This window comes from Caulobacter sp. SRI_014, from assembly GCF_057586315.1.
This window is the reverse complement of the sequence record NZ_JBYCZQ010000002.1, coordinates 370,556-389,020: the sequence shown is the minus strand read 5'-3', so window position 1 is coordinate 389,020 and position 18,465 is coordinate 370,556. Positions and strand designations below refer to the sequence as shown.

General features: G+C 68.3%; 20 protein-coding genes. 5 read left to right on the top strand and 15 right to left on the bottom strand.

Annotated elements, in window-relative coordinates; genetic code table 11:
* Positions 1 to 38: 38 nt before the first annotated feature.
* Entirely contained in the window at positions 39 to 1,214 is a 1,176-nt protein-coding gene (locus AC2YG9_RS07285) for a phosphoserine transaminase (RefSeq protein ID WP_487297286.1), read from the bottom strand.
* A gap of 187 nt (positions 1,215 to 1,401) precedes the next feature.
* Between AC2YG9_RS07285 and AC2YG9_RS07280 the strand changes: the two genes are divergently transcribed.
* Positions 1,402 to 2,334 carry a DMT family transporter gene (locus AC2YG9_RS07280; protein ID WP_487297285.1) on the top strand — a complete coding sequence of 311 codons (933 nt, stop codon included), beginning with the start codon at positions 1,402 to 1,404 and terminating at the stop codon, positions 2,332 to 2,334.
* A gap of 110 nt (positions 2,335 to 2,444) precedes the next feature.
* On the opposite strand, the gene AC2YG9_RS07275 is transcribed toward AC2YG9_RS07280, so the two are convergent.
* Together AC2YG9_RS07275 and AC2YG9_RS07270 are read right to left on the bottom strand one after the other, a co-directional pair.
* Complete coding sequence (locus tag AC2YG9_RS07275) at positions 2,445 to 2,906, bottom strand: hypothetical protein (RefSeq protein WP_487297284.1); 462 nt, start codon at positions 2,904 to 2,906, stop codon at positions 2,445 to 2,447.
* 166 nt (positions 2,907 to 3,072) lie between these two features.
* Entirely contained in the window at positions 3,073 to 3,408 is a 336-nt protein-coding gene (locus tag AC2YG9_RS07270) for a hypothetical protein (RefSeq protein ID WP_487297283.1), read from the bottom strand.
* A 249-nt stretch (positions 3,409 to 3,657) separates the two neighbouring features.
* On the opposite strand from AC2YG9_RS07270, the gene AC2YG9_RS07265 reads away from it, so the two are divergent.
* The gene (locus tag AC2YG9_RS07265) at positions 3,658 to 5,499 is read left to right on the top strand and encodes an ATP-binding protein (RefSeq protein WP_487297282.1); all 1,842 of its coding nucleotides are present in this window, start codon (positions 3,658 to 3,660) and stop codon (positions 5,497 to 5,499) included.
* Positions 5,500 to 5,612: 113 nt separating this feature from the next.
* The gene (locus AC2YG9_RS07260) at positions 5,613 to 5,954 is read left to right on the top strand and encodes a hypothetical protein (RefSeq protein WP_487297281.1); all 342 of its coding nucleotides are present in this window, start codon (positions 5,613 to 5,615) and stop codon (positions 5,952 to 5,954) included.
* Between the two features lie 87 nt (positions 5,955 to 6,041).
* Here AC2YG9_RS07260 and AC2YG9_RS07255 read toward each other — a convergent pair whose 3' ends face one another.
* The 10 genes from AC2YG9_RS07255 to AC2YG9_RS07210 all read right to left on the bottom strand — a co-directional run bounded on the left by AC2YG9_RS07255 (position 6,042) and on the right by AC2YG9_RS07210 (position 14,030).
* Positions 6,042 to 6,860 carry a PhzF family phenazine biosynthesis protein gene (locus AC2YG9_RS07255; protein ID WP_487297280.1) on the bottom strand — a complete coding sequence of 273 codons (819 nt, stop codon included), beginning with the start codon at positions 6,858 to 6,860 and terminating at the stop codon, positions 6,042 to 6,044.
* A gap of 10 nt (positions 6,861 to 6,870) precedes the next feature.
* Positions 6,871 to 7,452, bottom strand: a complete 582-nt coding sequence (locus AC2YG9_RS07250; RefSeq protein WP_487297279.1) for a nucleotidyltransferase family protein — start codon at positions 7,450 to 7,452, stop codon at positions 6,871 to 6,873.
* Positions 7,453 to 7,492: 40 nt separating this feature from the next.
* Positions 7,493 to 7,972 (bottom strand): hypothetical protein, encoded by a 480-nt coding sequence (locus AC2YG9_RS07245; RefSeq protein ID WP_487297278.1) that lies wholly within the window; start codon positions 7,970 to 7,972, stop codon positions 7,493 to 7,495.
* 50 nt (positions 7,973 to 8,022) lie between these two features.
* Positions 8,023 to 8,478 carry a surface-adhesin E family protein gene (locus AC2YG9_RS07240; RefSeq protein WP_487297277.1) on the bottom strand — a complete coding sequence of 152 codons (456 nt, stop codon included), beginning with the start codon at positions 8,476 to 8,478 and terminating at the stop codon, positions 8,023 to 8,025.
* Positions 8,479 to 8,560: 82 nt separating this feature from the next.
* The gene (gene thiD, locus AC2YG9_RS07235) at positions 8,561 to 9,355 is read right to left on the bottom strand and encodes a bifunctional hydroxymethylpyrimidine kinase/phosphomethylpyrimidine kinase (protein WP_487297276.1); all 795 of its coding nucleotides are present in this window, start codon (positions 9,353 to 9,355) and stop codon (positions 8,561 to 8,563) included.
* Complete coding sequence (locus AC2YG9_RS07230; RefSeq protein WP_487297275.1) at positions 9,352 to 12,189, bottom strand: M16 family metallopeptidase; 2,838 nt, start codon at positions 12,187 to 12,189, stop codon at positions 9,352 to 9,354. The genes thiD and AC2YG9_RS07230 overlap by 4 nt, the downstream gene beginning before the upstream one ends.
* Before the next feature lie 108 nt (positions 12,190 to 12,297).
* A complete protein-coding gene (locus tag AC2YG9_RS07225) occupies positions 12,298 to 12,468 on the bottom strand; it encodes a DUF1328 domain-containing protein (protein ID WP_487297274.1) in 171 nt (56 codons plus the stop codon).
* Between the two features lie 94 nt (positions 12,469 to 12,562).
* Positions 12,563 to 13,186 (bottom strand): superoxide dismutase, encoded by a 624-nt coding sequence (locus AC2YG9_RS07220; RefSeq protein ID WP_487297273.1) that lies wholly within the window; start codon positions 13,184 to 13,186, stop codon positions 12,563 to 12,565.
* 89 nt (positions 13,187 to 13,275) lie between these two features.
* Complete coding sequence (locus tag AC2YG9_RS07215) at positions 13,276 to 13,689, bottom strand: hypothetical protein (protein ID WP_487297272.1); 414 nt, start codon at positions 13,687 to 13,689, stop codon at positions 13,276 to 13,278.
* Positions 13,686 to 14,030, bottom strand: coding sequence for a hypothetical protein (locus tag AC2YG9_RS07210; protein WP_487297271.1), 345 nt, complete (start codon positions 14,028 to 14,030; stop codon positions 13,686 to 13,688). Before AC2YG9_RS07210 ends, AC2YG9_RS07215 begins: the two co-directional genes overlap by 4 nt.
* Before the next feature lie 154 nt (positions 14,031 to 14,184).
* On the opposite strand from AC2YG9_RS07210, the gene AC2YG9_RS07205 reads away from it, so the two are divergent.
* Positions 14,185 to 16,089 (top strand): HWE histidine kinase domain-containing protein, encoded by a 1,905-nt coding sequence (locus AC2YG9_RS07205; RefSeq protein ID WP_487297270.1) that lies wholly within the window; start codon positions 14,185 to 14,187, stop codon positions 16,087 to 16,089.
* Here the strand turns inward: AC2YG9_RS07205 and AC2YG9_RS07200 are convergent.
* Positions 16,086 to 17,303, bottom strand: a complete 1,218-nt coding sequence (locus AC2YG9_RS07200) for a CaiB/BaiF CoA transferase family protein (protein ID WP_487297269.1) — start codon at positions 17,301 to 17,303, stop codon at positions 16,086 to 16,088. The two genes, AC2YG9_RS07205 and AC2YG9_RS07200, sit on opposite strands and share 4 nt — an antisense overlap.
* A gap of 76 nt (positions 17,304 to 17,379) precedes the next feature.
* Here AC2YG9_RS07200 and AC2YG9_RS07195 point away from each other — a divergent pair, with 76 nt between their 5' ends.
* A complete protein-coding gene (locus AC2YG9_RS07195) occupies positions 17,380 to 17,952 on the top strand; it encodes a DUF4142 domain-containing protein (RefSeq protein ID WP_487297268.1) in 573 nt (190 codons plus the stop codon).
* Here the strand turns inward: AC2YG9_RS07195 and AC2YG9_RS07190 are convergent.
* A complete protein-coding gene (locus AC2YG9_RS07190) occupies positions 17,945 to 18,448 on the bottom strand; it encodes a L,D-transpeptidase family protein (protein WP_487297267.1) in 504 nt (167 codons plus the stop codon). The genes AC2YG9_RS07195 and AC2YG9_RS07190 overlap by 8 nt on opposite strands.
* Positions 18,449 to 18,465 lie beyond the last annotated feature (17 nt).

The window sequence follows — 18,465 nt, the reverse complement described above, 5'->3', positions numbered from 1 at the left end:
GGCGCCTCCTCGTGTGCGTATTGGAATGGGAAAAGGGTTCAGGCCGAGGCGAGGTCGGCGGAGACGGAGGCGAAAGCCCAGTCCAGCCAGGGGGTCAGGGCCTCGACGTCGGCGGTTTCGATGGTGCAGCCGCACCAGATGCGAAGCCCGGGAGGCGCGTCGCGGTAGCCGCCGATGTCGTAGGCCGCCCTTTCCTTCTCCAGCACCGAGGCCAGCTTCTTGGCGAAGTCCGCCTGGGCGTCGGCGGGCAGGGCGGCGATCCGGGGATCGACGACCTTGAGGCAGACGCTGGTGTTGGAGCGGGTCTCGGGAACCTCGGCCAGGAAGTCGACCCAGGGCGTCCTGGCGACCCAGGCGGCGAGGGCCGCGAAGTTGGCGTCGGCGCGGGCGTTGAGGCCCTTCAGACCGCCGACCTCCTTCGACCAGGCCAGGGCGTCCAGGTAGTCCTCGACGCAGAGCATGGAGGGGGTGTTGATCGTCGCGCCTTCGAAGATCTCGGCGTTGATCTTGCCGCCCTTGGTCATGCGGAACAGCTTGGGCATCGGCCAGGCGGGGGTGTGCGTCTCCAGCCGTTCGACGGCGCGGGGCGAGAGGATCAGGACGCCGTGGGCGGCCTCCCCGCCGAGCGCCTTCTGCCAGCTGTAGGTGACGACATCGAGCTTGGCCCAGTCGAGCTTCTGGGCGAAGGCGGCGCTGGTGGCGTCGCAGATGGTCAGGCCGGTGCGGTCCGCGGCGATGAAGTCGCCGCTCGGAACGCGGACGCCGGAGGTGGTGCCGTTCCAGGTGAACACCAGGTCGGCGTCGGGCCGCACCTTTGTAAGGTCCGGCAACAGGCCGTAGGGGGCGTCGAGCACCTCCACATCGGGCAGCTTCAGCTGCTTGGTGACGTCGGTCACCCAGTCCTTGCCGAAGGATTCGAAGGCCAGAAGCTGCACGGGGCGCGGACCGAGCAGCGACCACAGGGCCATCTCGACGGCGCCGGTGTCGGAGCCGGGGACGATGCCGATCAGGTAGCCTTCCGGAACCTCGAGAATCTCGCGGGTCTGGTCGATGGCCGCCTTCAAAGCTGCCTTGCCGGGCTTGCCCCGGTGCGAGCGGCCGAGCACGGCGTCCTTCAGGTTTTCGGGGGTCCATCCGGGGCGCTTGGCGCAGGGGCCGGACGAAAATTCGGGGCGCGCGGGGCGCACCTCTGGCGTGGCCAGGGTATTGGTCATAGCGATGTCTCCCATCCTCACAGATGGACTGGGCCTCGTTGGGGAGGCCTGGCCCGCCACTCAAAGACAGGATTTCGCTGCGCCGCACAAGACGAGATTTTCTTGAGGCGCGATCAGGCGCCGGCCTCACGATCCGAAACAGGGATTGAGACGACATCCCGCCCGACGCCCCCTAACACGGCCCCCCATGACCGCCGCCTCCGCTCCCGCCCGCAGTCCTGCACCCGTCGTCGACTGGATCGTGCTGGCCGCCCTGGTCATCGCCTGGGGCTCGGCGTTCGCGGGGCTGAAGATCGCCGTGCACGACATTCCGCCGGCCTGGAACACGGTGCTGCGGATGAGCGTCGCCGCCCTGGTGCTGTGGTTGATCTGCGCGGCAAGGGGTGAGCGGCTGCCGCCATTGCTGCCCCGGCCGCATCCGGCCTGGGGCTGGTACGCCGCCGTCGGGCTGATCGGTATGGCCCTGCCTTTCTACTTCTTCGCCTATGCCGCCCAGGGCCTGCCCAGCGCCATCAACGCCATCTGCAACGGCTCCTCGCCGCTGTTCACGGCGGCCCTGGCCCATCTGCTGCTGCCGGCCGAGCGGCTCGACTGGCGACGGGGTCTCGGCGTGGTGTTCGGATTTGTCGGGCTGGTGGTGCTGGTCTGGCCGCGCTCGGTGGCCGGCGGGGCGGTTGAGGCGCTGGCTCTGGGTGCGGCCATTCTCGGCGGCTTCATGTATGCAGTGTCCAACATCTTCACCCGCAAGGCGCCGCAGGTCAGTTCGACGGCCGGGGCCTTGCTGATGGTGCTGACCGGGCTGGTCTTCGCCGTGATCGGCGCTTTAGCGACAACCCCCCTGCCGCCGATGCCGTCCGTCAAGGCGCTGGCGGCGGTCACCGCGCTCGGCGTCTTTTCGACGGGCCTGGGCAGTGTCGGTTACGTCTGGCTGGTCCAGCGGCGCGGGCCGCTGTTCATGAGCATGTCTATGTACCTGGCCCCGCTGTGGGCCACGGGCCTGGGCGTTCTGCTGATGGGCGAGCGGCCGGGATGGAGCGCCTTTGTCGCGCTCGGGCTGATCCTGCTGGGGGTTGGCCTGACGACCTGGAAGAAGGCGCCGGCCCAGCCGGCGGAAGCCTAGAGCATGTCAGGCCGAAGTGTACGCGGTTCGACCGCCCGGACATGCTCTAAACGTTTGAATCTAGACCCTTTTGATCAGGTTTTGATGCGTGCATCAAAACCTGAAAGGGTCTAGGCCGGCTCAGTCCGCATCGCCTCGACGGCCACGGCGGTCTTCCGGGCGGCCACGCGGCGGCGCCAGGCGGTGATGGTTCCGACCAGCAGGCAGACCAGGATGCCGACGGTGTCGAGGTTGTTGATCACGGCGTGGAAGATGTCGGGCTTCTTCTCGGCCAGCAGATACCAGGCGTGAAGGGTGAACTGCACCGCCTGGAACAGCATCGCTCCGCCTAACCAAAGGCTGGCGTAGCGCACGGCCAGGGCCAGGAAGCCCATGGCCAGCAGGAAGTCGCCGGTCAGCTGGATCAGCGGCCGCAGATCGTGCGGCGCCAGCTTGGTGGCGAAATTGTACAGAACCCCTGCCGCCACCATGCAGCCGGCCAGCCGCACGGCCGTGTCGCCCTTCCAGATGGAAAAGAGCACCACGCCGAGGACGACGAGGTAGACGGTCAAGGAAAGGACTGAATTCGGCATGGTGTCCCGGCTGTAGAAAGCCGTAGTGCACGAAACCAGTTAAACTATCGCAACCTTACCAACGGCCAGTGGACAAGGCCCTGCGGGGTCGGGCCGGCGGCGACCAAAGAAAAACGCGCCGGACCGGGGCCCGACGCGTCTCTCAAAACGGGTCTGCGAGATCGGCCTAGCCGACTTCGGCCAGCAGGCCCTTCGGCTTGGGCGGATCATCGGGCTTGTCTTCGACCCCGATCAGCTTGGTGCGGATGCCGACGCGGAGCTTGGTCTCGGCCAACTCGCGGTGCATTTCGACCACGGCCGTGCGGGCTTCGCTCAGGGCCGAGATGGCTTCAACCAGCTTGGCTTGCGCCGCATCGCCAGTGATCGCCGAAACCTTCAGCTGGGCGCGGGCTTCAATCATGCCGGCCAGCAGTTCAGCCGCTTCGACCATGGCCGCGTCAACGGCCTTCTCGGTCGAGAACAGCTTGGTGGCCACACGCTGTGCCACAAAAGCCTTGTCCACTTTTACACCCTCCTGAAAACCCCGGTTAACCGGTCAGTAAGGATAGTAAACCAAATCTTAAACTCGTCCAAGGTGAATCCATGGTTAACTTTGTCGCACCCATAGCGCGAATTTCCCCGTGGAAGCGAAGCGTTAGGAAGATTGCGCGATAAGGCTCCGGAACAGGGGCAAGACTTCGGGCCAATGCAGCAGCCGTCGCCACAGCAAGAACCCGCGCACCACGCGCCTTTCCAGGCGCGGATCGCCAGCGTGGCCCTGGTCACGACCCTGGCCGTGCTGCTGGTCGCCTGCGCCAGTTTCCTGTTCCAGCAGTGGACGGTGGCCCGCCAGCAAACCGTTACGACACAAGGCCTTCTGGTCCGCATCATGGCCGACGTCGCGGCCCCCGCCATGGCCAGGGGCGACCTGACCAGCGCCCGCGCGGCGGTCAATGCGGCGGCCGAACCGGGCTCGGTGGTGTCGGCACAACTCGTCGACGCCAGCGGCAAGGTTATCGCCTCGAAGACAGAAGACGCGCCTCAAGCGGGAGTGAGAATACTTGCTGAACCCGTAGTCTTCCAAAATCGCCAGATAGGCGAACTTCGCATCGGGGTTGTGGATCCCAGTCTGGCGAAGATGTTGCCCCGGTTTCTGGCCCTGACGATGGCCCTGTTCTTCGGCGCCGCGGGCGCCGCCCTGTTCCTGTCGCGTGGCCTGGCCCGGCGGATCACCGCCCCGGTCGACCGGCTGTCGCGGGCCATGGAAGAGGTGGCCCTGAGCGGCCAGTTCAAGCAGGTCGAGGAAAAGACCACCGATGACGGCCTGTTCCAGAGCCTGGCGCGCAGCTTCAACCAGCTGCTGGCCAAGCTGGAGGCCAACGACCGCTCCCTGCGCGAGACCATGGGCCAGCTGGTCAGCGCTCGTGACCAGGCCGACAGCGCCAACGTCGCCAAGAGCCAGTTCCTGGCCAACATGAGCCACGAGATCCGCACCCCGCTGAACGGCGTCCTGGCGATGGCCGATGTCATGAGCCGCGGGGATCTCGACGAGCGCCAACGCGAGCGCCTGGGTGTCATCCGTGAGTCCGGCGAGCTGCTGCTGGCCGTGCTCAACGACGTTCTGGATCTGTCGAAGATCGAGGCCGGCAAGCTGGAGCTGAGCCCGTCCGACTTCAACCTGTCGGAACTGGCGGACGCCTGCCGCAAGGTCTACGGCGTCATGGCCCAGGAAAAGAACCTGCGCTTCGATCTGACCATCGACCCGGACGTGGCCGGCGCCTGGAAGGGCGACCGCGACCGGATGCGCCAGATTCTCGGCAACCTGCTCAGCAACGCCATCAAGTTCACGGTCGAGGGGGCGGTCGCCGCCCGCTTCAGCCTTGCGCCGAACGGCGCCTTGCGCCTGACTGTGGCCGACACCGGCGTCGGCATTGCGCCGGACAAGCTGCCGACCCTGTTCGACAAGTTCGTCCAGGCCGACAACTCCACCACCCGCCAGTTCGGCGGCACCGGGCTGGGCCTGGCCATCTGCCGTGAACTGGCCCAGCTGATGGGCGGCCAGATCATCGCCCGCAGCGCGCCGGGCGAAGGCTCGACCTTCACCGTCGATCTGCCGCTGGAGCGGGGCGAACTGCAGGTCACCGAGGCGCCGGTCGTCGGCGAGGCGGAGGAAGGCGAGGGCCGGGCCCTGCGCATCCTGGCGGCCGAGGACAATCTGACCAACCAGAAGGTCCTGCGCGCCGTGCTCGACCCGCTGGACATCGACCTGACCATCACCGGCGACGGCGCCGCCGCCGTCGAGGCCTGGCGATCCGGAGGGTTCGACCTGATCCTGATGGACATCCAGATGCCGGTTATGGACGGTGTCGAGGCCTGCGAGGCCATCCGCTCCGAGGAGCGCCAACGCGGCTTGTCCCGCATCCCGATCCTGGCCCTGACCGCCAACGCCATGACCTATCAGGTCGAGCAATATCTGGCGGTCGGCATGGACGGCCACGTCTCCAAGCCGATCGAACTGCAGCGGCTCTATGTCGCGATCGAGAACGCCCTGGCCGGCCACAGCGAGGCGACCCAGGGCGCTGGGCAAGATCCGGGTCAAACGGCGGTCGCCTGATCCGGGCGAATCTGAACGGCAGACAACGAGCCGCTCAGAACCGTTTCAGGTCCCAGGTGTTTTGTTGTCCTCAACGTCGTCACCGGCACGGCGTCATCAGGAAGGACAACACGATGAAAAAGTTCGCTATCGCCGTCCTGGCCGTCTCGGCCGTGACCATCACCGCCGCCCCGGCGTTCGCCGCCCCCTGGCAGAATATCAACCAGCGTCAGGCCCAGCTTGATCGCCGGATCGACCAGGGCGTCCGCAGCGGCCAGATCACCCGCCGTGAAGCGCGGAGCCTGCGCGACGAATTCCGCGGCATCGCCCGGCTGGAAGCCCGCTACCGCTCGACCGGCGGCCTGCAGGCCTGGGAACGCGTCGACCTCGATCGTCGCTTTGACCGCCTTAGCGTCAAGATCCGCTGGCAGGCCAACGACCGCGATCACCGTCGTGATCACTACCGCCGTTACTAGTCTCTGACGACGGAGACCCGGGGCTCGCCGCTCTCCCCCTCAGCGAGCTCCGCCAAGCGCCCCCGCCACGTCCCCGGCGGGGGCGCTTTACGTTTGCGGCCGCAGGATGCTCTCGATCACCGTCACCGCCCGGCCGCGCAGGATGACCCTCTCGCCCACGACGTCACAGTCCAGGTCGCCGCCGCGGCCCGGATAGGCCTGGTGGAAACGGTTGCGGGTCCGGCCCAGCTTGCCGGCGAACAGGGGCGCCAGGATGCAGTGGGCCGAGCCGGTCGTCGGGTCCTCCGGGATGCCGCAGCCGGGACCGAAAAAGCGGCTGACGACGTCGTAGGGCGCTCCGGCGTCGGCCAGGGCGGCGACACTGATGTTGCCAGGCCCCTCCGAGGCTTCGGAGCCGATGCCGGCGAGGGCCGCCAGATAGGGGGACAGGCCGCGCACCGCCGCCTCGTTCTCGAGAACGGCCACAAGATAGGCTCCGGCCCAGACCTCGATGGGCTCGGCGCCGAGCGCCTGCGCCAGGCCGGACGGCGGCGCGATGCGCCGGGGCGGATCGGCGGGGAAATCCATGGCATAGCGGCCAGCCTCCCGACCCACCGTCAGGCGGCCTGATCGGGTTTCGAAAGTGATCTCCGGCGCGCCAAGGCCGAGCTCCACGAACAGCACATGGGCCGCCGCCAGGGTGGCGTGGCCGCAGAGTGGGACCTCGACCGCCGGGGTGAACCAGCGCAGGCCGAAGCGGCCGGGGTCGGCGGTCTTCAGCAGGAAGGCGGTTTCGGCCTGGTTGTTCTCGGTTGCCAGGGCCTGCATCCAGCCCTCGTCCGGCCAGGCCCCCAGCGGTTCGACGACACAGGCGGGATTGCCCTTGAACGGGGCGGCGGCGAAGGCGTCGACGGTCCACTGGCGCAAAGCGAAGGCCTCAGGGCTGGACGATAGTTACTTCCGGCCAGCGGGCGCGGGCCGAGGTGGTGGTCTTGTCCCAACCCTTGGCCAGGCCACGGTTAGGGTTGGGCCTCAGGGTCATGGAGAACAGGTCGTCGAGGCCAAAGGGCGCTTCAATGGTCAGGCTGTCGTCCTTCTCCAGGCGAACGCCGACGCTGAAAGCCGGGGCGACGAAGCGGGCCAGGGCTTCGGCGCTGTTGGCCAGGGGCTCGTAGGGCTCGCCGAAATGGTCCTCGAACCAGATGTGTACGCGGGCCTGGTTGCGCACCTCGACCAGTTCGTTCAGGGGCGGCGGGAAGCGGGCGGCAGCCTGCTTGATGAAGACGTCCTCGGCCTCGTAGCTGGTGTCGGCGTCCCAATAGGCCAGGTCGTAGTCTCGTACTCCATAGTCGGCGTCGCGGCCGGTCAGATGGTTCCAGACCCGCTGATAGACAGCGCCCGAGACGATCAGCCAGTCGGGCAGGTCCAGATCGCGCGCATGTCGCAGGCAGGTCATCAGCGTCGGGGCGGCGCGGAGGATCTCTTCGAGACGGTCGTGCAGGGCGCGGTCGGTCGGCATTGGCAATCTTTCGAGCGGGCCGACCCTCTTGGGCGATTCGTCAGCGGATGCCCAGTCGCGCCTTGCCGTCGGCGATCAGGGCGGTGATGGACGACAAAGTCGGGCCGGGCGGCAGGGGTTTGCCGCAGACATTCTCGAGGATCGTCCGGCCGACCTGGCCCGGCTGGGTCGGCCGCCATTCGGTCGGCTTCCAGGTCTGGGATTCGGCGTAGACGCCGTCGTCGTTCACCCCATCGATCCGGGTGGTCTTGTAGTCCCAGGTCGAGCAGCGGCCTTCGTGAAGGGTCACCCAGGTGTGGCGTTTGATCGTGGGTCCCTGGGGTGTGCGATAGACCTTGGCTGTCTGGTACCAGACCAGGTCTTCATGCCGCAGGGTCCTGCTGGTGTCGATGTAGCTAACGAAGTCGGCCGTCTGCGTCTGGAACCGCCAGGCTGGCGGGGACTGGGCGGCGGCGGGCGACAGGGTGAGCGCGCCGCACACAGCCAGCGCGCCGAGAGAAGCGGTCAGGGACGGTTTCATGGAGCCAGCAGACCATGCCGGCCGAAGGCGCGCGCCCTTGGATTGGGGGGCTACTGGCTGAGCATCCACCGGCCATCGCGGATGGCGGCCGAGCGGCTCACCGCGCCGTTCGGGTCCATGGCCATCTGGCCGCAGCCGAAAGCGGCCAGTTTCTCGCCGACCGTGCCGCTGACCACCGGCTCGCGCCAGTCCTCGGCGATGGCCGCGACGCCCAGGCTCTTGCCGGTCTCGTCGATGTTCTCGACGTCGAGGATCTTGAAGCGGGTGGAGTCGCAGCGGAACCGGTAGTTGACGATCCGGGCCTGGATGGTCTGGCCGTCGGCGGTGACCGGCGGGTCGTAGACCTTCATCTCGCGGACCACGACCTCGGTGTCGTCGCCACTGAGGGCGTCCGGGTCCGCGTAGGAGACATGGGCCGCGCCCTTGGCGATCGGCAACCAGGTTTCGGCGGACGCAACCGTGGGCAGGGCGACGGCCAGCGCGGCCATGGCGATGATGAGACGCATGGAAAACTCCCCGACTTGGGGCGAATGGAATCATGCGGCTCGCAGGCTGTCATCACGCAAATTGTCGCGCGTCGTCAGGTTGTTAGCGGTCGCGCAGCATCCAGGCATGGTCCAGCGGCCCATGCCCTTTTCCAAGGCCGGGCGCCGCCTCGATGGCCCGATGGACATAGTCCCAGGCACGGGCGACGGCGGCGGTCAGGTCGAGACCTTGTGAAAGGCCCGCCGCGCACGCACTGGCCAAGGTGCAGCCGGTGCCGTGGGTGTGGGGGGTCTCGATACGGGCGTCCTCGAAGGCGGTCTCGCCGTCGGGGGTGATCAGCAGGTCGATCAGCCGGTCGCCCGGCACATGGCCGCCCTTCATCAGCACCGCCTTGGCGCCCATGCGCAGCAGGGCGTGGCCGGCCCGGCGCAGGTCGTCGGTGCTGGTCGCCGGCATGCCGGTCAGGGCCTCGGCCTCGGGGGCGTTGGGGGTCAGAAGGGTGGCGCGCGGCACCAGTTCGCTGCGCACCGCCTCCACGGCGCGGGGATCGAGCAGGCTGGCCCCGCCCTTGGCGATCATCACCGGGTCGATGACGACGGGAATGGCGCCTCCAGTATCGATCAGCCGGGCGGCGACCTCGACCGTGCCGACATCGCCCAGCATGCCGGTCTTGATGGCGTCGGCCCCGATGTCGTCGAGCACGGCGCGGCCCTGGGCCTCGATGATGTCGAGCGGGATCGGGTGCACGCCGGTGACGCCGAGCGTGTTCTGCACGGTGATGGCGGTCACCGCCGTGGCGGCATAGGCCCCCAGCATGGTCACCGCCTTGATGTCGGCCTGCAGGCCCGCGCCGCCGCCGCTGTCGGAGCCGGCGATGATCAGGACGCGGCCTATCACGGCTTGGCCTTGCGCAGGGTCGGGCTGTCGAGGTCGAGCTCGCTCAGGGGGATGACCTCGGCGTCCGGCAGGGCTTCGCTCAGGCTCTTGCCCAGCAGCTTGCCGTCGCCGACGACGATGACGCTGGCTTCGCCGGGTTTCAGCACTTGGGCGGCGAAGTCCTGCACCTGCTGCGGCGTCACCGCCTCGATGCGGGTGGTGAACAGCGACACCTCGTTGAGGTCGATGCCGTAGGCGGCCAACGAGCCCAGCGTGTCGGCCAGGCCGCCGGCGGTGGCCAGTTCACGGCCGAAGCCGCCGATCAGCACCGACTTGCGGGCGGCCATTTCCTCAGGCGTGGGCGGCGCCTGACCCAGTCGGGTCATCTCGCCGCGCAGCAGGGTGACGACCTCGCCGGCGGTCTCGTTCTTCGTCGAGGTCGAGGCCGAGAAGCCGCCGCTGCCCTTCCTCACCGACAGGGCCGAGCCGGCCCCGTAGGCCAGGCCGCGCTTGAGGCGGATCTCCTGGTTGAGGCGCGAGCTATAGCCGCCGCCCAGCACATTGTTGGCCACCAGGCCCGCGTAATAGCGGGGATCGTCGCGGGTGATGGCCCGCTTGGCGATAATGACGCTGGCCTGGCCGGCCCCGGGCATGTCGATGATGACGACGCGCGGACGCGAGGCGCCCGACACCGCCGGCTGGGCCGGCAGCGGCGTCGCCGGAGCCTTCCAGGCGCCGAAGGCCCGTTCGGCCAAGGCGAAACCGGCTTCAGGCGTGATGTCGCCGGTGATCACCAGCACCGCATTGTCAGGCCGGAACCAGCGAGCGTGGAAGGCGGCCAGGTCGTCGCGCTTGAGGGCCTTCAGGGTGGCGGGCGTGGTGACGTCGCCGAACGGGGTGCCGGCCCAGACGGCCGGGGCGGAAACGTAGCTGGCCACCGAGCCCGGCTCGGTCATCGACACCTGATAGCCGTCGATGGCCTGGTCGCGCAGGCGGTCCAGTTCCTCCGGATCGAAGGTCGGGCGCAGGGCGACATCGGCCATCAGGTCGATGGAGGCGTCCAGGTTGCTGGTCAGGCTGCTGAGGGTCACCGAGGTGAACTCGCGGCCGGCGCCGGTCGAGAGTTCAGCCCCGAGGGCCTCGGTCTGGGCGGCGATGTCGACGGCGCTCTTGCCGCCGGCCCCCTCCACCATCAGGTCGGCGGCCATGGCGGCGAGACCCGCCTGGCCGTCGGGATCGAACACCGAACCGGCCCGGACGGTGAGGTCGGCGGTGACCAGCGGCAGGGTGCTGGAGCGGGCGACGATAACCCGCAGACCATTGGCCAGGGTCTTCTCGACCGGGGTCGGCAGGACGGGAGCGATGGGTTCGCCGAGGGCCGGGGCCTTCTCGCGCTGGGCGGGCTCGCGCAGGGCGACGCGTTCGCCCTTGAACGGCTTGCTGGTCACGGTCACCGGTTTGGCGACCTCATCCTTGGCGCCCTTCGGACGCTGGCTCTCGTCCATGTAGCGGACGACGACCATGCGATTGGGGTCGAGGTATCTCTGGGCCACGCGCTGCACGTCGGCGGCGGTGACGGCGTTCAGCTCGTCGATGCCGCTGTTGGCCTTGGCGGCGTCGCCCTCGAGCACCAGGGCCGAGCCCAGCACGAAGCCCTTGCCGTCGATGGTCTCTCGCTGACGCACGGCGCCGGCGATCATCTCGCTCTTGGCCTCGGCCAGTTCGGCGGCGGTCGGCGGCTCGTTGCGCAGGCGGGCGACCTGCTCGAGCAGGGCCTTCTCGCCCTCGTCGAGGGTCTTGCCGCTGCTCATGATGGCGCCGACGTAGAACAGGCCCGGCTGGGCGTTGAGCTCGGCGTTGGAGAAGGCCTCCTGGGCGATCTGCTGATCGTAGACCAGGCTGTTGTAGAGCCGCGAGGACTTGCCGCCCGACAGAATGGCGTCGAGCACGGTCAGGGCGGCGGCGTCCGGATCGGAGGCCTTGGGGCCCTGCCAGGTGATGGCGATGGCCGGCAGCGGCACGTTGGGGGCATAGCCGGTGACGGTCTTGGGCCCCTTGCGCGGCGGTTCCTTGACGGTGACGCGCTTGAGCGGCGCGGCAGGGGTCTTGATGCCGGCGAAGTATTTGTCGACCCAGGCGTCGAGCTGGGCCTCGTCGAAGTTGCCGACCACGATCAGGGCGGCGTTGTCGGGCCGGTAGTAGGCGGCGTGGAAGTTGAGAACGTCGTCGATGGTCGCCGAGTCGAGATCCTCGATCGATCCGATCACCGGCCGCCGATAGGGGTGGGTGGTGTAGCTGGCCGACGGCACCAGCAGCGACTGGAAGCGGCCATAGGGATTGGCGAGCACGCGCTGGCGCAGCTCCTCCTTCACCACATCGCGTTCGGACTTGAAGTTGGTCTCATCGACGACCAGCGAGCCCAGCCGCTGGGACTCGGCCCACAGGATGCGTTCCAGGTGATGGGCCGGGACCAGCTCGTAATAGGCGGTCATGTCGTCGGCGGTGAAGGCGTTGTTGAAGCCGCCGACATCCTCGGTCATGCGGTCGAAGGCTTCCGGCGGCAGATCGCGGGTGGCCTTGAACATCAGGTGTTCGAACAGGTGGGCAAAGCCCGTGCGGCCTTCCGGGTCGTCCTTGCCGCCGACGCCGTACCAGACCTGGACCGTGACGTTGGGGGTCGAGCGGTCGATCGAGCTGATCACCCGCAGCCCGTTGGGCAGAACCCGCTCGCGATACTGGATCGGCGGTGCGGTGGGCTGGCTGACGGCGGCGAGCGCCGGGACGGCGGCCAGGCCGGCCGGAACGGTCAGCAACAGCGCGGCGGCCAGAACTTTGGCGGAAACGGTCTTCAGCACGCGGAAATCTCCAGAACCTGGTGAGGTGCTTAGCAGTTTCACGCGCACGAAAAAGGGCGGGCCTTTCGGCGCCGCCCTTCATCGAGGTCTACGTCTCGGCGTTTGCCGCTAAGGCGCCCGACCCCGGACCATGTTCATGACCAGTGAGACCACGAACAGGACGAGGAAGACAAAGAACAGAATCTTGGCGATCGAGGCCGAGGTGCCGGCAATACCGCCAAACCCGAGAACTGCCGCGACCAACGCCACGACAAGGAAAATAAGCGCCCACCTGAGCATCTTGAAAACCTTTCCTTAGATCGAAACGCGAAGAGGTCGCGTCGTCGATTGGGAGAACGGCTTTCTATGGGCGCGGTTCCATCATAGCCGTCCTCTACTTGGGTGGCGGGTATTTATAGCCTTCGCCCGACCCCTGAGCAGCGGCCAGCTGGCGAGCCGCGAAGTCCCAGTTCGCCAGCTTGCCGAACCAGGCGGTGAGGAAGCCCTTACGGTCGTTCTGGTGGTCCAGATAGTAGGCGTGCTCCCAGACATCGCAGACCAGCAAGGGGAACCCCGAGCCGTTCGCCAACGGATTGTCGGCGTCATGGCTGGGGGCGACGGCGATCTTGCCATCCTTCCACAGCAGCCAGGCCCATCCGGAGCCGAACTGGCCGACGCCGGTCTCGACGAATGTCTCCTTCAGGGCCTCCATGCCGCCGAAGGCCTCGATGGCCTGGGCCAGGTCGCCGGAGGGCGCGCCCGAAGAGGGGCTCATGCTCTCCCAGAAGAAGCCGTGGTTCCAGGCCTGGGCGGCGTTGTTGAACAGCTTGCCGGGGCCGGCCGATCTGACGACGTCTTCCAGACTGGCGGGCTTGTCGCCTTTTTCCTCGAGCAGCTTGTTGAGCGTCTCGACGTAGGTCTTGTGATGCTTGCCGTGGTGGAAATCGAGGGTCGTGCCGGAGACGGTGGGCTCCAGGGCCTCTCGGGCATAGGGCAGATCGGGCAGAACGAAGGTCATGAACGCAACTCCTCACGCGCCGGCAAGGGGAGCCGCCGGCGTTCATTTCAGACAAGGTTTGAACAGGGCCCGGGTTTTGAGCCGGGGCTCTATGGCTTGGTCCGGCCGTCCATGAAGCCGCGCACCACGGCGCTGATCAGGGCCGGATTGCGCAGGGCGTAGACCCCGACCGCCACGGCGGCGCCGGCCGAGAGCAGCGGGCGGTCCTTGATGACGTTCAGGATGACATTGGCCAGGTCGGCGTGTCCGCCGCCGGCCATGTTGGCCGCCTGGGCCTCCTGATGGCGGCGCTTGTCGCCTTCCATCTTGCGGGCGGCGACGACCGCGATGATCGCCGCCAGCAGGGCGGCGGTCCCGGCGACGACCGCGCCGGCTCCGGCCCGGCCGAGCGTCGGCTCAACCAGGGCGAAGACGGCGAAGAAGGCGGCGACGATGGCCACGGAAACGGCGGCGACGACCGCCGCCGCCGTCGCCAGGGCCGCCAGAGTGCGTTCTACGATCAACGACGGTCGCCGCGACCGGCCAGCAGCAGGCCAAGCAGAAGGCCGACGCCGGCCGCCGCGAGCAGCGCGGTCTGCGGCTTTTCCTTCACCCGCTCGGTGACGTAGCGCTGGGCCACGTCGAGCTGATGGCCGGCTGAGTCGGCGTAGGTGCGGCTCTGGGCGCGGAAGGTTTCGAGGCCTTCCTTGATCGCCACCTCGGCGCGCGCGGCGGCTTCGGTGATCGAGGTCTTGGCGGCTTCGGCGGCTTCCGCGAAGCTCTTCTCGGCGTGGCTCGCCGCGCTCTTCAGAGCAGTTTTCGCCTTGACGGCTTCGGTCTCGGCGCCAGTGGGCACGTTGGTCATGGAATAACTCCGCTAGAGGCCCGCACCCCGGGCGTGGGTCGTCATGGCGTGACGGCCCGACAACGCCGGGAAGGGGCGCTGGTTCCAACATAGGACGTGTGAACGCTCGCCGCCACCAGTCGCTTAACCGGCGAAGTCGGTTTAAGGTGCGCCCATGAGTAAAAATGTCGCACCCGGCGTGGAGATGACCGAGGAGGACCGGCTGGCGGTGCTGCGCGGCCTCGGCGCCCTGGACAGCGACAGCGACCCGCATTTCGACCGCGTCGTGCGCCTGGCCGCCGCCCTGTTCGGGGCCTCGCGGGCGGCCATCGTCCTCGTTGACCGCGACCGGCTCTGGCACAAGGCCATCCTCGGGCTGGAGCGCCGCGAGTACCCGCGCGCCGGGTCCCTGGCCGATGTCATGATCGGCCGCGCCGAGGTGCTGATCAGCGGTGATGTGCGGACCGACAGCCGCTTCGACGACATCCGCCACACCCTTACCCAGATCGATGTCGCCTTCTATGCCTGCGCCCCGTTGATCACCCCGGACGGGGCAGTGGTCGGCTTGCTGGCGGTCGGCGATCCGGAGCCTCATCCGCTCGACGAGGACGACCTCGCTCCGGCCCTGAAGGACCTGGCCGAACTGGCCACCGATCACCTGATGGCCGACGCCCACCGGTTGGCCGTCGAGCGCGGCCGCAAGCTCGACCGGCAACGCCGGGACCTGGCCCTCGAGGCCGGCGGGCTCGGCGAGTTCGAATGGGATGTCACCGAAGACCGCATGGTCATCAACGACCAGATGAAGGCCATGACCGGCCTCAAGCGCGACAGCGCCGGCGGCGAACACGGCGACATCTCCTTCAAATACGTTCACCCCGAGGACCGCGAGAAGTTGAGGGCCGAGGTCGACCGCTCGCTGAAATCGACCGGCCGCTACCGGTCCGAGTACCGCATCGTGCGGCCGGACAACGGCGAGGTGCGCTGGATGATGGGGGCGGGCACGGTTGTGCTCGACGGCGAAGGCAAGCCGCGCAAGATCATCGGCGTCGTCCAGGACATCACCGACCGCAAGCAGGACGAGGAACAGCGCGAAACCCTGATGGCCGAGCTCGACCACCGGGTGAAGAATGTGCTGGCCGCCGTGCAATCGCTGGCCGCCCAGTCGGCCCGCCGGACCAGCTCGATCGACGGCTTCATCGAAAGCTTCTCTGGCCGGCTGAAGGCCATGGCCCAGGCTCACGAGCTGCTGACCGCCACCCGCTGGCACGGGGCCAGCCTCGGCTCCATCGTCGAGGCGGAACTGGGCGGGCTCGGCCATGGCCAGGCGATCTGGTCGGGGCCCGATCTCTTCCTCACGCCCCGCGCGGCCAACGCCCTGTCGCTGGCTCTGCACGAGCTGGCCACCAACGCCATCAAATACGGGGCGCTGTCGGTGGAGGGCGGCCGGGTGCTGCTCGACTGGCGCAAGCGTCCCGACGGCGGCTTCGCCCTTGATTGGCAGGAGACCGGGGGTCCGCCGGTGGTCCAGCCGACCCGCACCGGCTTCGGCGCCGTGCTGCTCGACCGGGTGACCGGCCGCGAACTCGGCGGGGCGGGCAAGGTTGTCTATGAGAAGAGTGGCGTGAAGGTCCATCTGACCGCCGCCCGGGGGGCCCTGGCCGACGCCAAGGCGGCCCCGGAACCGCCGGCTCCCAGCGGCGTGTCGACCGGCCAGGTCAATGGCCACGGCGGGGTCGAGGGTCTTCGCCTGCTGATTGTCGAGGACGCCACCCTGCTGGCCCTGGAGCTGGAGGCGGGCCTGGTCGAGGCCGGGGCCATCATCGTCGGCACGGCCGGCGACGTCGACGAGGCCATGGGCCTTGCCGAGGCGCAGCTGGACGCGGCGGTGCTGGACGTCAACCTCGGCGGCCGGCTGGTCACCCCGGTGGCCGAGCGGCTGGCGGCCCGAGGCATCCCCTTCGTCTTCGCCACCGGCTATGGCGAGCGAGGCGCGCCGGGCGGCTTCGACGCCCCGATCGTGCGCAAGCCCTACAACATTCACCAGATTGTCCGCGCCGTGGCCGAGGCGGTTGGGCGTTAGATCACGCCTCGCTCCCGCAGTTTGGCCAGGTCTTCCGCCGACACCCCCGCACGCTCGCCAAGCACTTCATCCGTATGCTCGCCCAGCCCCGGTCCGGGCCAGCGCACGCCGCCGGGCGTATCGCTGAGCTTGGGGAAGGCGTTCTGCATCTTCACGCTGCCGAACACCGGATGGGGCGTTTCGACGATGGCCTCGCGGGCGGCGAACTGAGGGTCGTCCAGCATGTCTGGCGCACGGTAGACGCGGCCGGCGGCGACGCCGCTCTTTTCCATCAGGGCCAGCAGGTCCGCCGCCGTCAGGGTGGCGGTCCAGCCGCCGATCAGGGCGTCGAGCTCGGCCTGGTTCTCGCCCCGGGCCGCATGGCCGGCGTAGCGCGGATCGGCGCTGAGCTCCGGCCGGCCCATGGCCCCGCACAGCCGCTTGAACAGGGTGTCCTGGTTGGCCCCGATGACCACCAGCGCCCCGTCCGCCGTCGGATAGGCGTTGGACGGCGCGATGCCCGGCAACACAGAGCCCGAGCGTTCGCGGACGTAGCCGGTCAGGCCGTATTCGGTGATCAGGTTTTCCATCACCGACAGCACGCTCTCATAGATGGCCGCATCTACGATCTGGCCCCTGCCGGTCCGCTCGCGGGCGTGCAGCGCCATCATCGTCCCCAGCGCCGCATGCAGGCCCGCCAGGCTGTCGCCGACCGAAATCCCGGCCCGGGCCGGGGCGCGGTCAGGCTCGCCGGTGATGTAGCGCAAGCCCCCCATCGCCTCGCCGATCAGGGCATAGCCGGCCCGTTGCGCGTAGGGGCCGGTCTGGCCGAAGCCGGAGACGCGGGCCATGACCAGCTTCGGGTTCTCCGAGACCAGGGCCTCATAGCCCAGCCCCCACTTCTCCATCGCCCCGGGGCGGAAGTTCTCGATCAGCACGTCGGCGCCGGCTATCAGGCGTCTGGCAATCGCCTGCCCCTCGGGATCGCGCAGGTTCAGGGTCACCGAGCGCTTGTTGCGACCGATCACGGGCCACCAGGGACTGTGGCCCTTGGGCAGGCTTCGGCCCCACTGGCGCATAGGATCGCCCTTGCCGGGATCCTCCAGCTTGATCACCGTCGCCCCGAAGTCGCCGAGGATCTGGCCGCAGAACGGGCCGGCGATCAGGGTTCCCATCTCGATGACCACAAGTCCCTTGAGCGGACCGTCGGTCGGCGCTTCGACATTGGAACGCATCACACCCCCGTGAGCTTTAGTGAACTGCAAGAGCCGCGCTTACCGAGCGGCCAACGTGCTGTGCAGGAGACACCCCATGTATCGCAAGCTTCTCATCGCCGGCGCCGCCTGCGCCGCCCTGACCCTGGCCGCCTGCGGCAAGCCGCCGGAAGAGACCAGCGCCGTCACCCCGGACGCCAACCCGGCCGCCACCGTGCCGACCCCGGCCAACGAGGCCGGCGCCCCGGACTTCGTGGCCAAGGCCGCGTCGAGCGACATGTTCGAGATCGAGAGCAGCAAGCTGGCCCTGACCCGGACCAGGAACGCCGACATCAAGGCCTTCGCCCAGATGATGATCGACATGCACACCCAGACCACGGCCGGTCTGAAGAAGGCGATCGCCGATTCCGGCCAGCCGCTCGTCCCGCCGACCGCCCTGCCGGCCGATCTGCAGAGCAAGCTGGACGACCTCTCCAAGGCGTCGGACGCCGATTTCGACAAGGCTTACATGGACGCCCAGGTCGACGGCCACCAGGCGGCGCTGGACCTGATGACCCGCTACGCCAAGGACGGCACGGTTCCCGCCCTGCAGGCCGCCGCCGCCTCCACCGCCCCAACTGTCCAGGAACACCTGACCAAGGCTAAGGGCATCCGCGAAGGTCTCAAGTAGAGATCGTCACCGTATCGCCCGGCCGGGCCTGAGCGAGCATCTCGAGCAGGTCCGGCCGATCGAGGGCGACGCAGCCCTCGGTCGGCGTCCGTTCTGGCCGGGTCAGGTGCAGGAAGATGGCCGAGCCCATGCCGGGGACGACCGGGTCATCGTTGTGCCCCAATACGAGGACCAGATCGTAGATATCGTCGTCGCGCCACAGCCGCTCGTGGCTGGCGGCGTAGGGCAGTTTGACCGGGCGGTTGTAGTTCGGGTCGTCGGCTGCGTCGCACCAGCCTTCGTTCGGCTGGATGGGGTGCACGGGCAGGCCGGTCTTCGGCGGCGGGGTCTTGTCGGGCCGGTAGAGCAGGCGGCGGATCGGCCAGGTTCCAACGGGGCTGGCCCCGTCGCCCTCGCGTTTGTCGGCGGCGGGCTTCACGCCCCCCTTGCCGAGGATGCAGGAGACGGTCCGGCTGCCTATCTCGAAACGACCGTCGGCATGGGCGGTGAAGTTCAACTGATGCCTCCACGGCT

Excerpts from the sequence above, each read along its gene's own strand:
- AC2YG9_RS07285 (WP_487297286.1), bottom strand. The coding sequence starts at position 1,214 with ATGACCAATACCCTGGCCACGCCAGAGGTGCGCCCCGCGCGCCCCGAA.
- AC2YG9_RS07280 (WP_487297285.1), top strand. The coding sequence starts at position 1,402 with ATGACCGCCGCCTCCGCTCCCGCCCGCAGTCCTGCACCCGTCGTCGAC.
- AC2YG9_RS07275 (WP_487297284.1), bottom strand. The coding sequence starts at position 2,906 with ATGCCGAATTCAGTCCTTTCCTTGACCGTCTACCTCGTCGTCCTCGGC.
- AC2YG9_RS07260 (WP_487297281.1), top strand. The coding sequence starts at position 5,613 with ATGAAAAAGTTCGCTATCGCCGTCCTGGCCGTCTCGGCCGTGACCATC.
- AC2YG9_RS07250 (WP_487297279.1), bottom strand. The coding sequence starts at position 7,452 with ATGCCGACCGACCGCGCCCTGCACGACCGTCTCGAAGAGATCCTCCGC.
- AC2YG9_RS07245 (WP_487297278.1), bottom strand. The coding sequence starts at position 7,972 with ATGAAACCGTCCCTGACCGCTTCTCTCGGCGCGCTGGCTGTGTGCGGC.
- AC2YG9_RS07240 (WP_487297277.1), bottom strand. The coding sequence starts at position 8,478 with ATGCGTCTCATCATCGCCATGGCCGCGCTGGCCGTCGCCCTGCCCACG.
- AC2YG9_RS07225 (WP_487297274.1), bottom strand. The coding sequence starts at position 12,468 with ATGCTCAGGTGGGCGCTTATTTTCCTTGTCGTGGCGTTGGTCGCGGCA.
- AC2YG9_RS07220 (WP_487297273.1), bottom strand. The coding sequence starts at position 13,186 with ATGACCTTCGTTCTGCCCGATCTGCCCTATGCCCGAGAGGCCCTGGAG.
- AC2YG9_RS07210 (WP_487297271.1), bottom strand. The coding sequence starts at position 14,030 with ATGACCAACGTGCCCACTGGCGCCGAGACCGAAGCCGTCAAGGCGAAA.
- AC2YG9_RS07205 (WP_487297270.1), top strand. The coding sequence starts at position 14,185 with ATGAGTAAAAATGTCGCACCCGGCGTGGAGATGACCGAGGAGGACCGG.
- AC2YG9_RS07200 (WP_487297269.1), bottom strand. The coding sequence starts at position 17,303 with ATGCGTTCCAATGTCGAAGCGCCGACCGACGGTCCGCTCAAGGGACTT.
- AC2YG9_RS07195 (WP_487297268.1), top strand. The coding sequence starts at position 17,380 with ATGTATCGCAAGCTTCTCATCGCCGGCGCCGCCTGCGCCGCCCTGACC.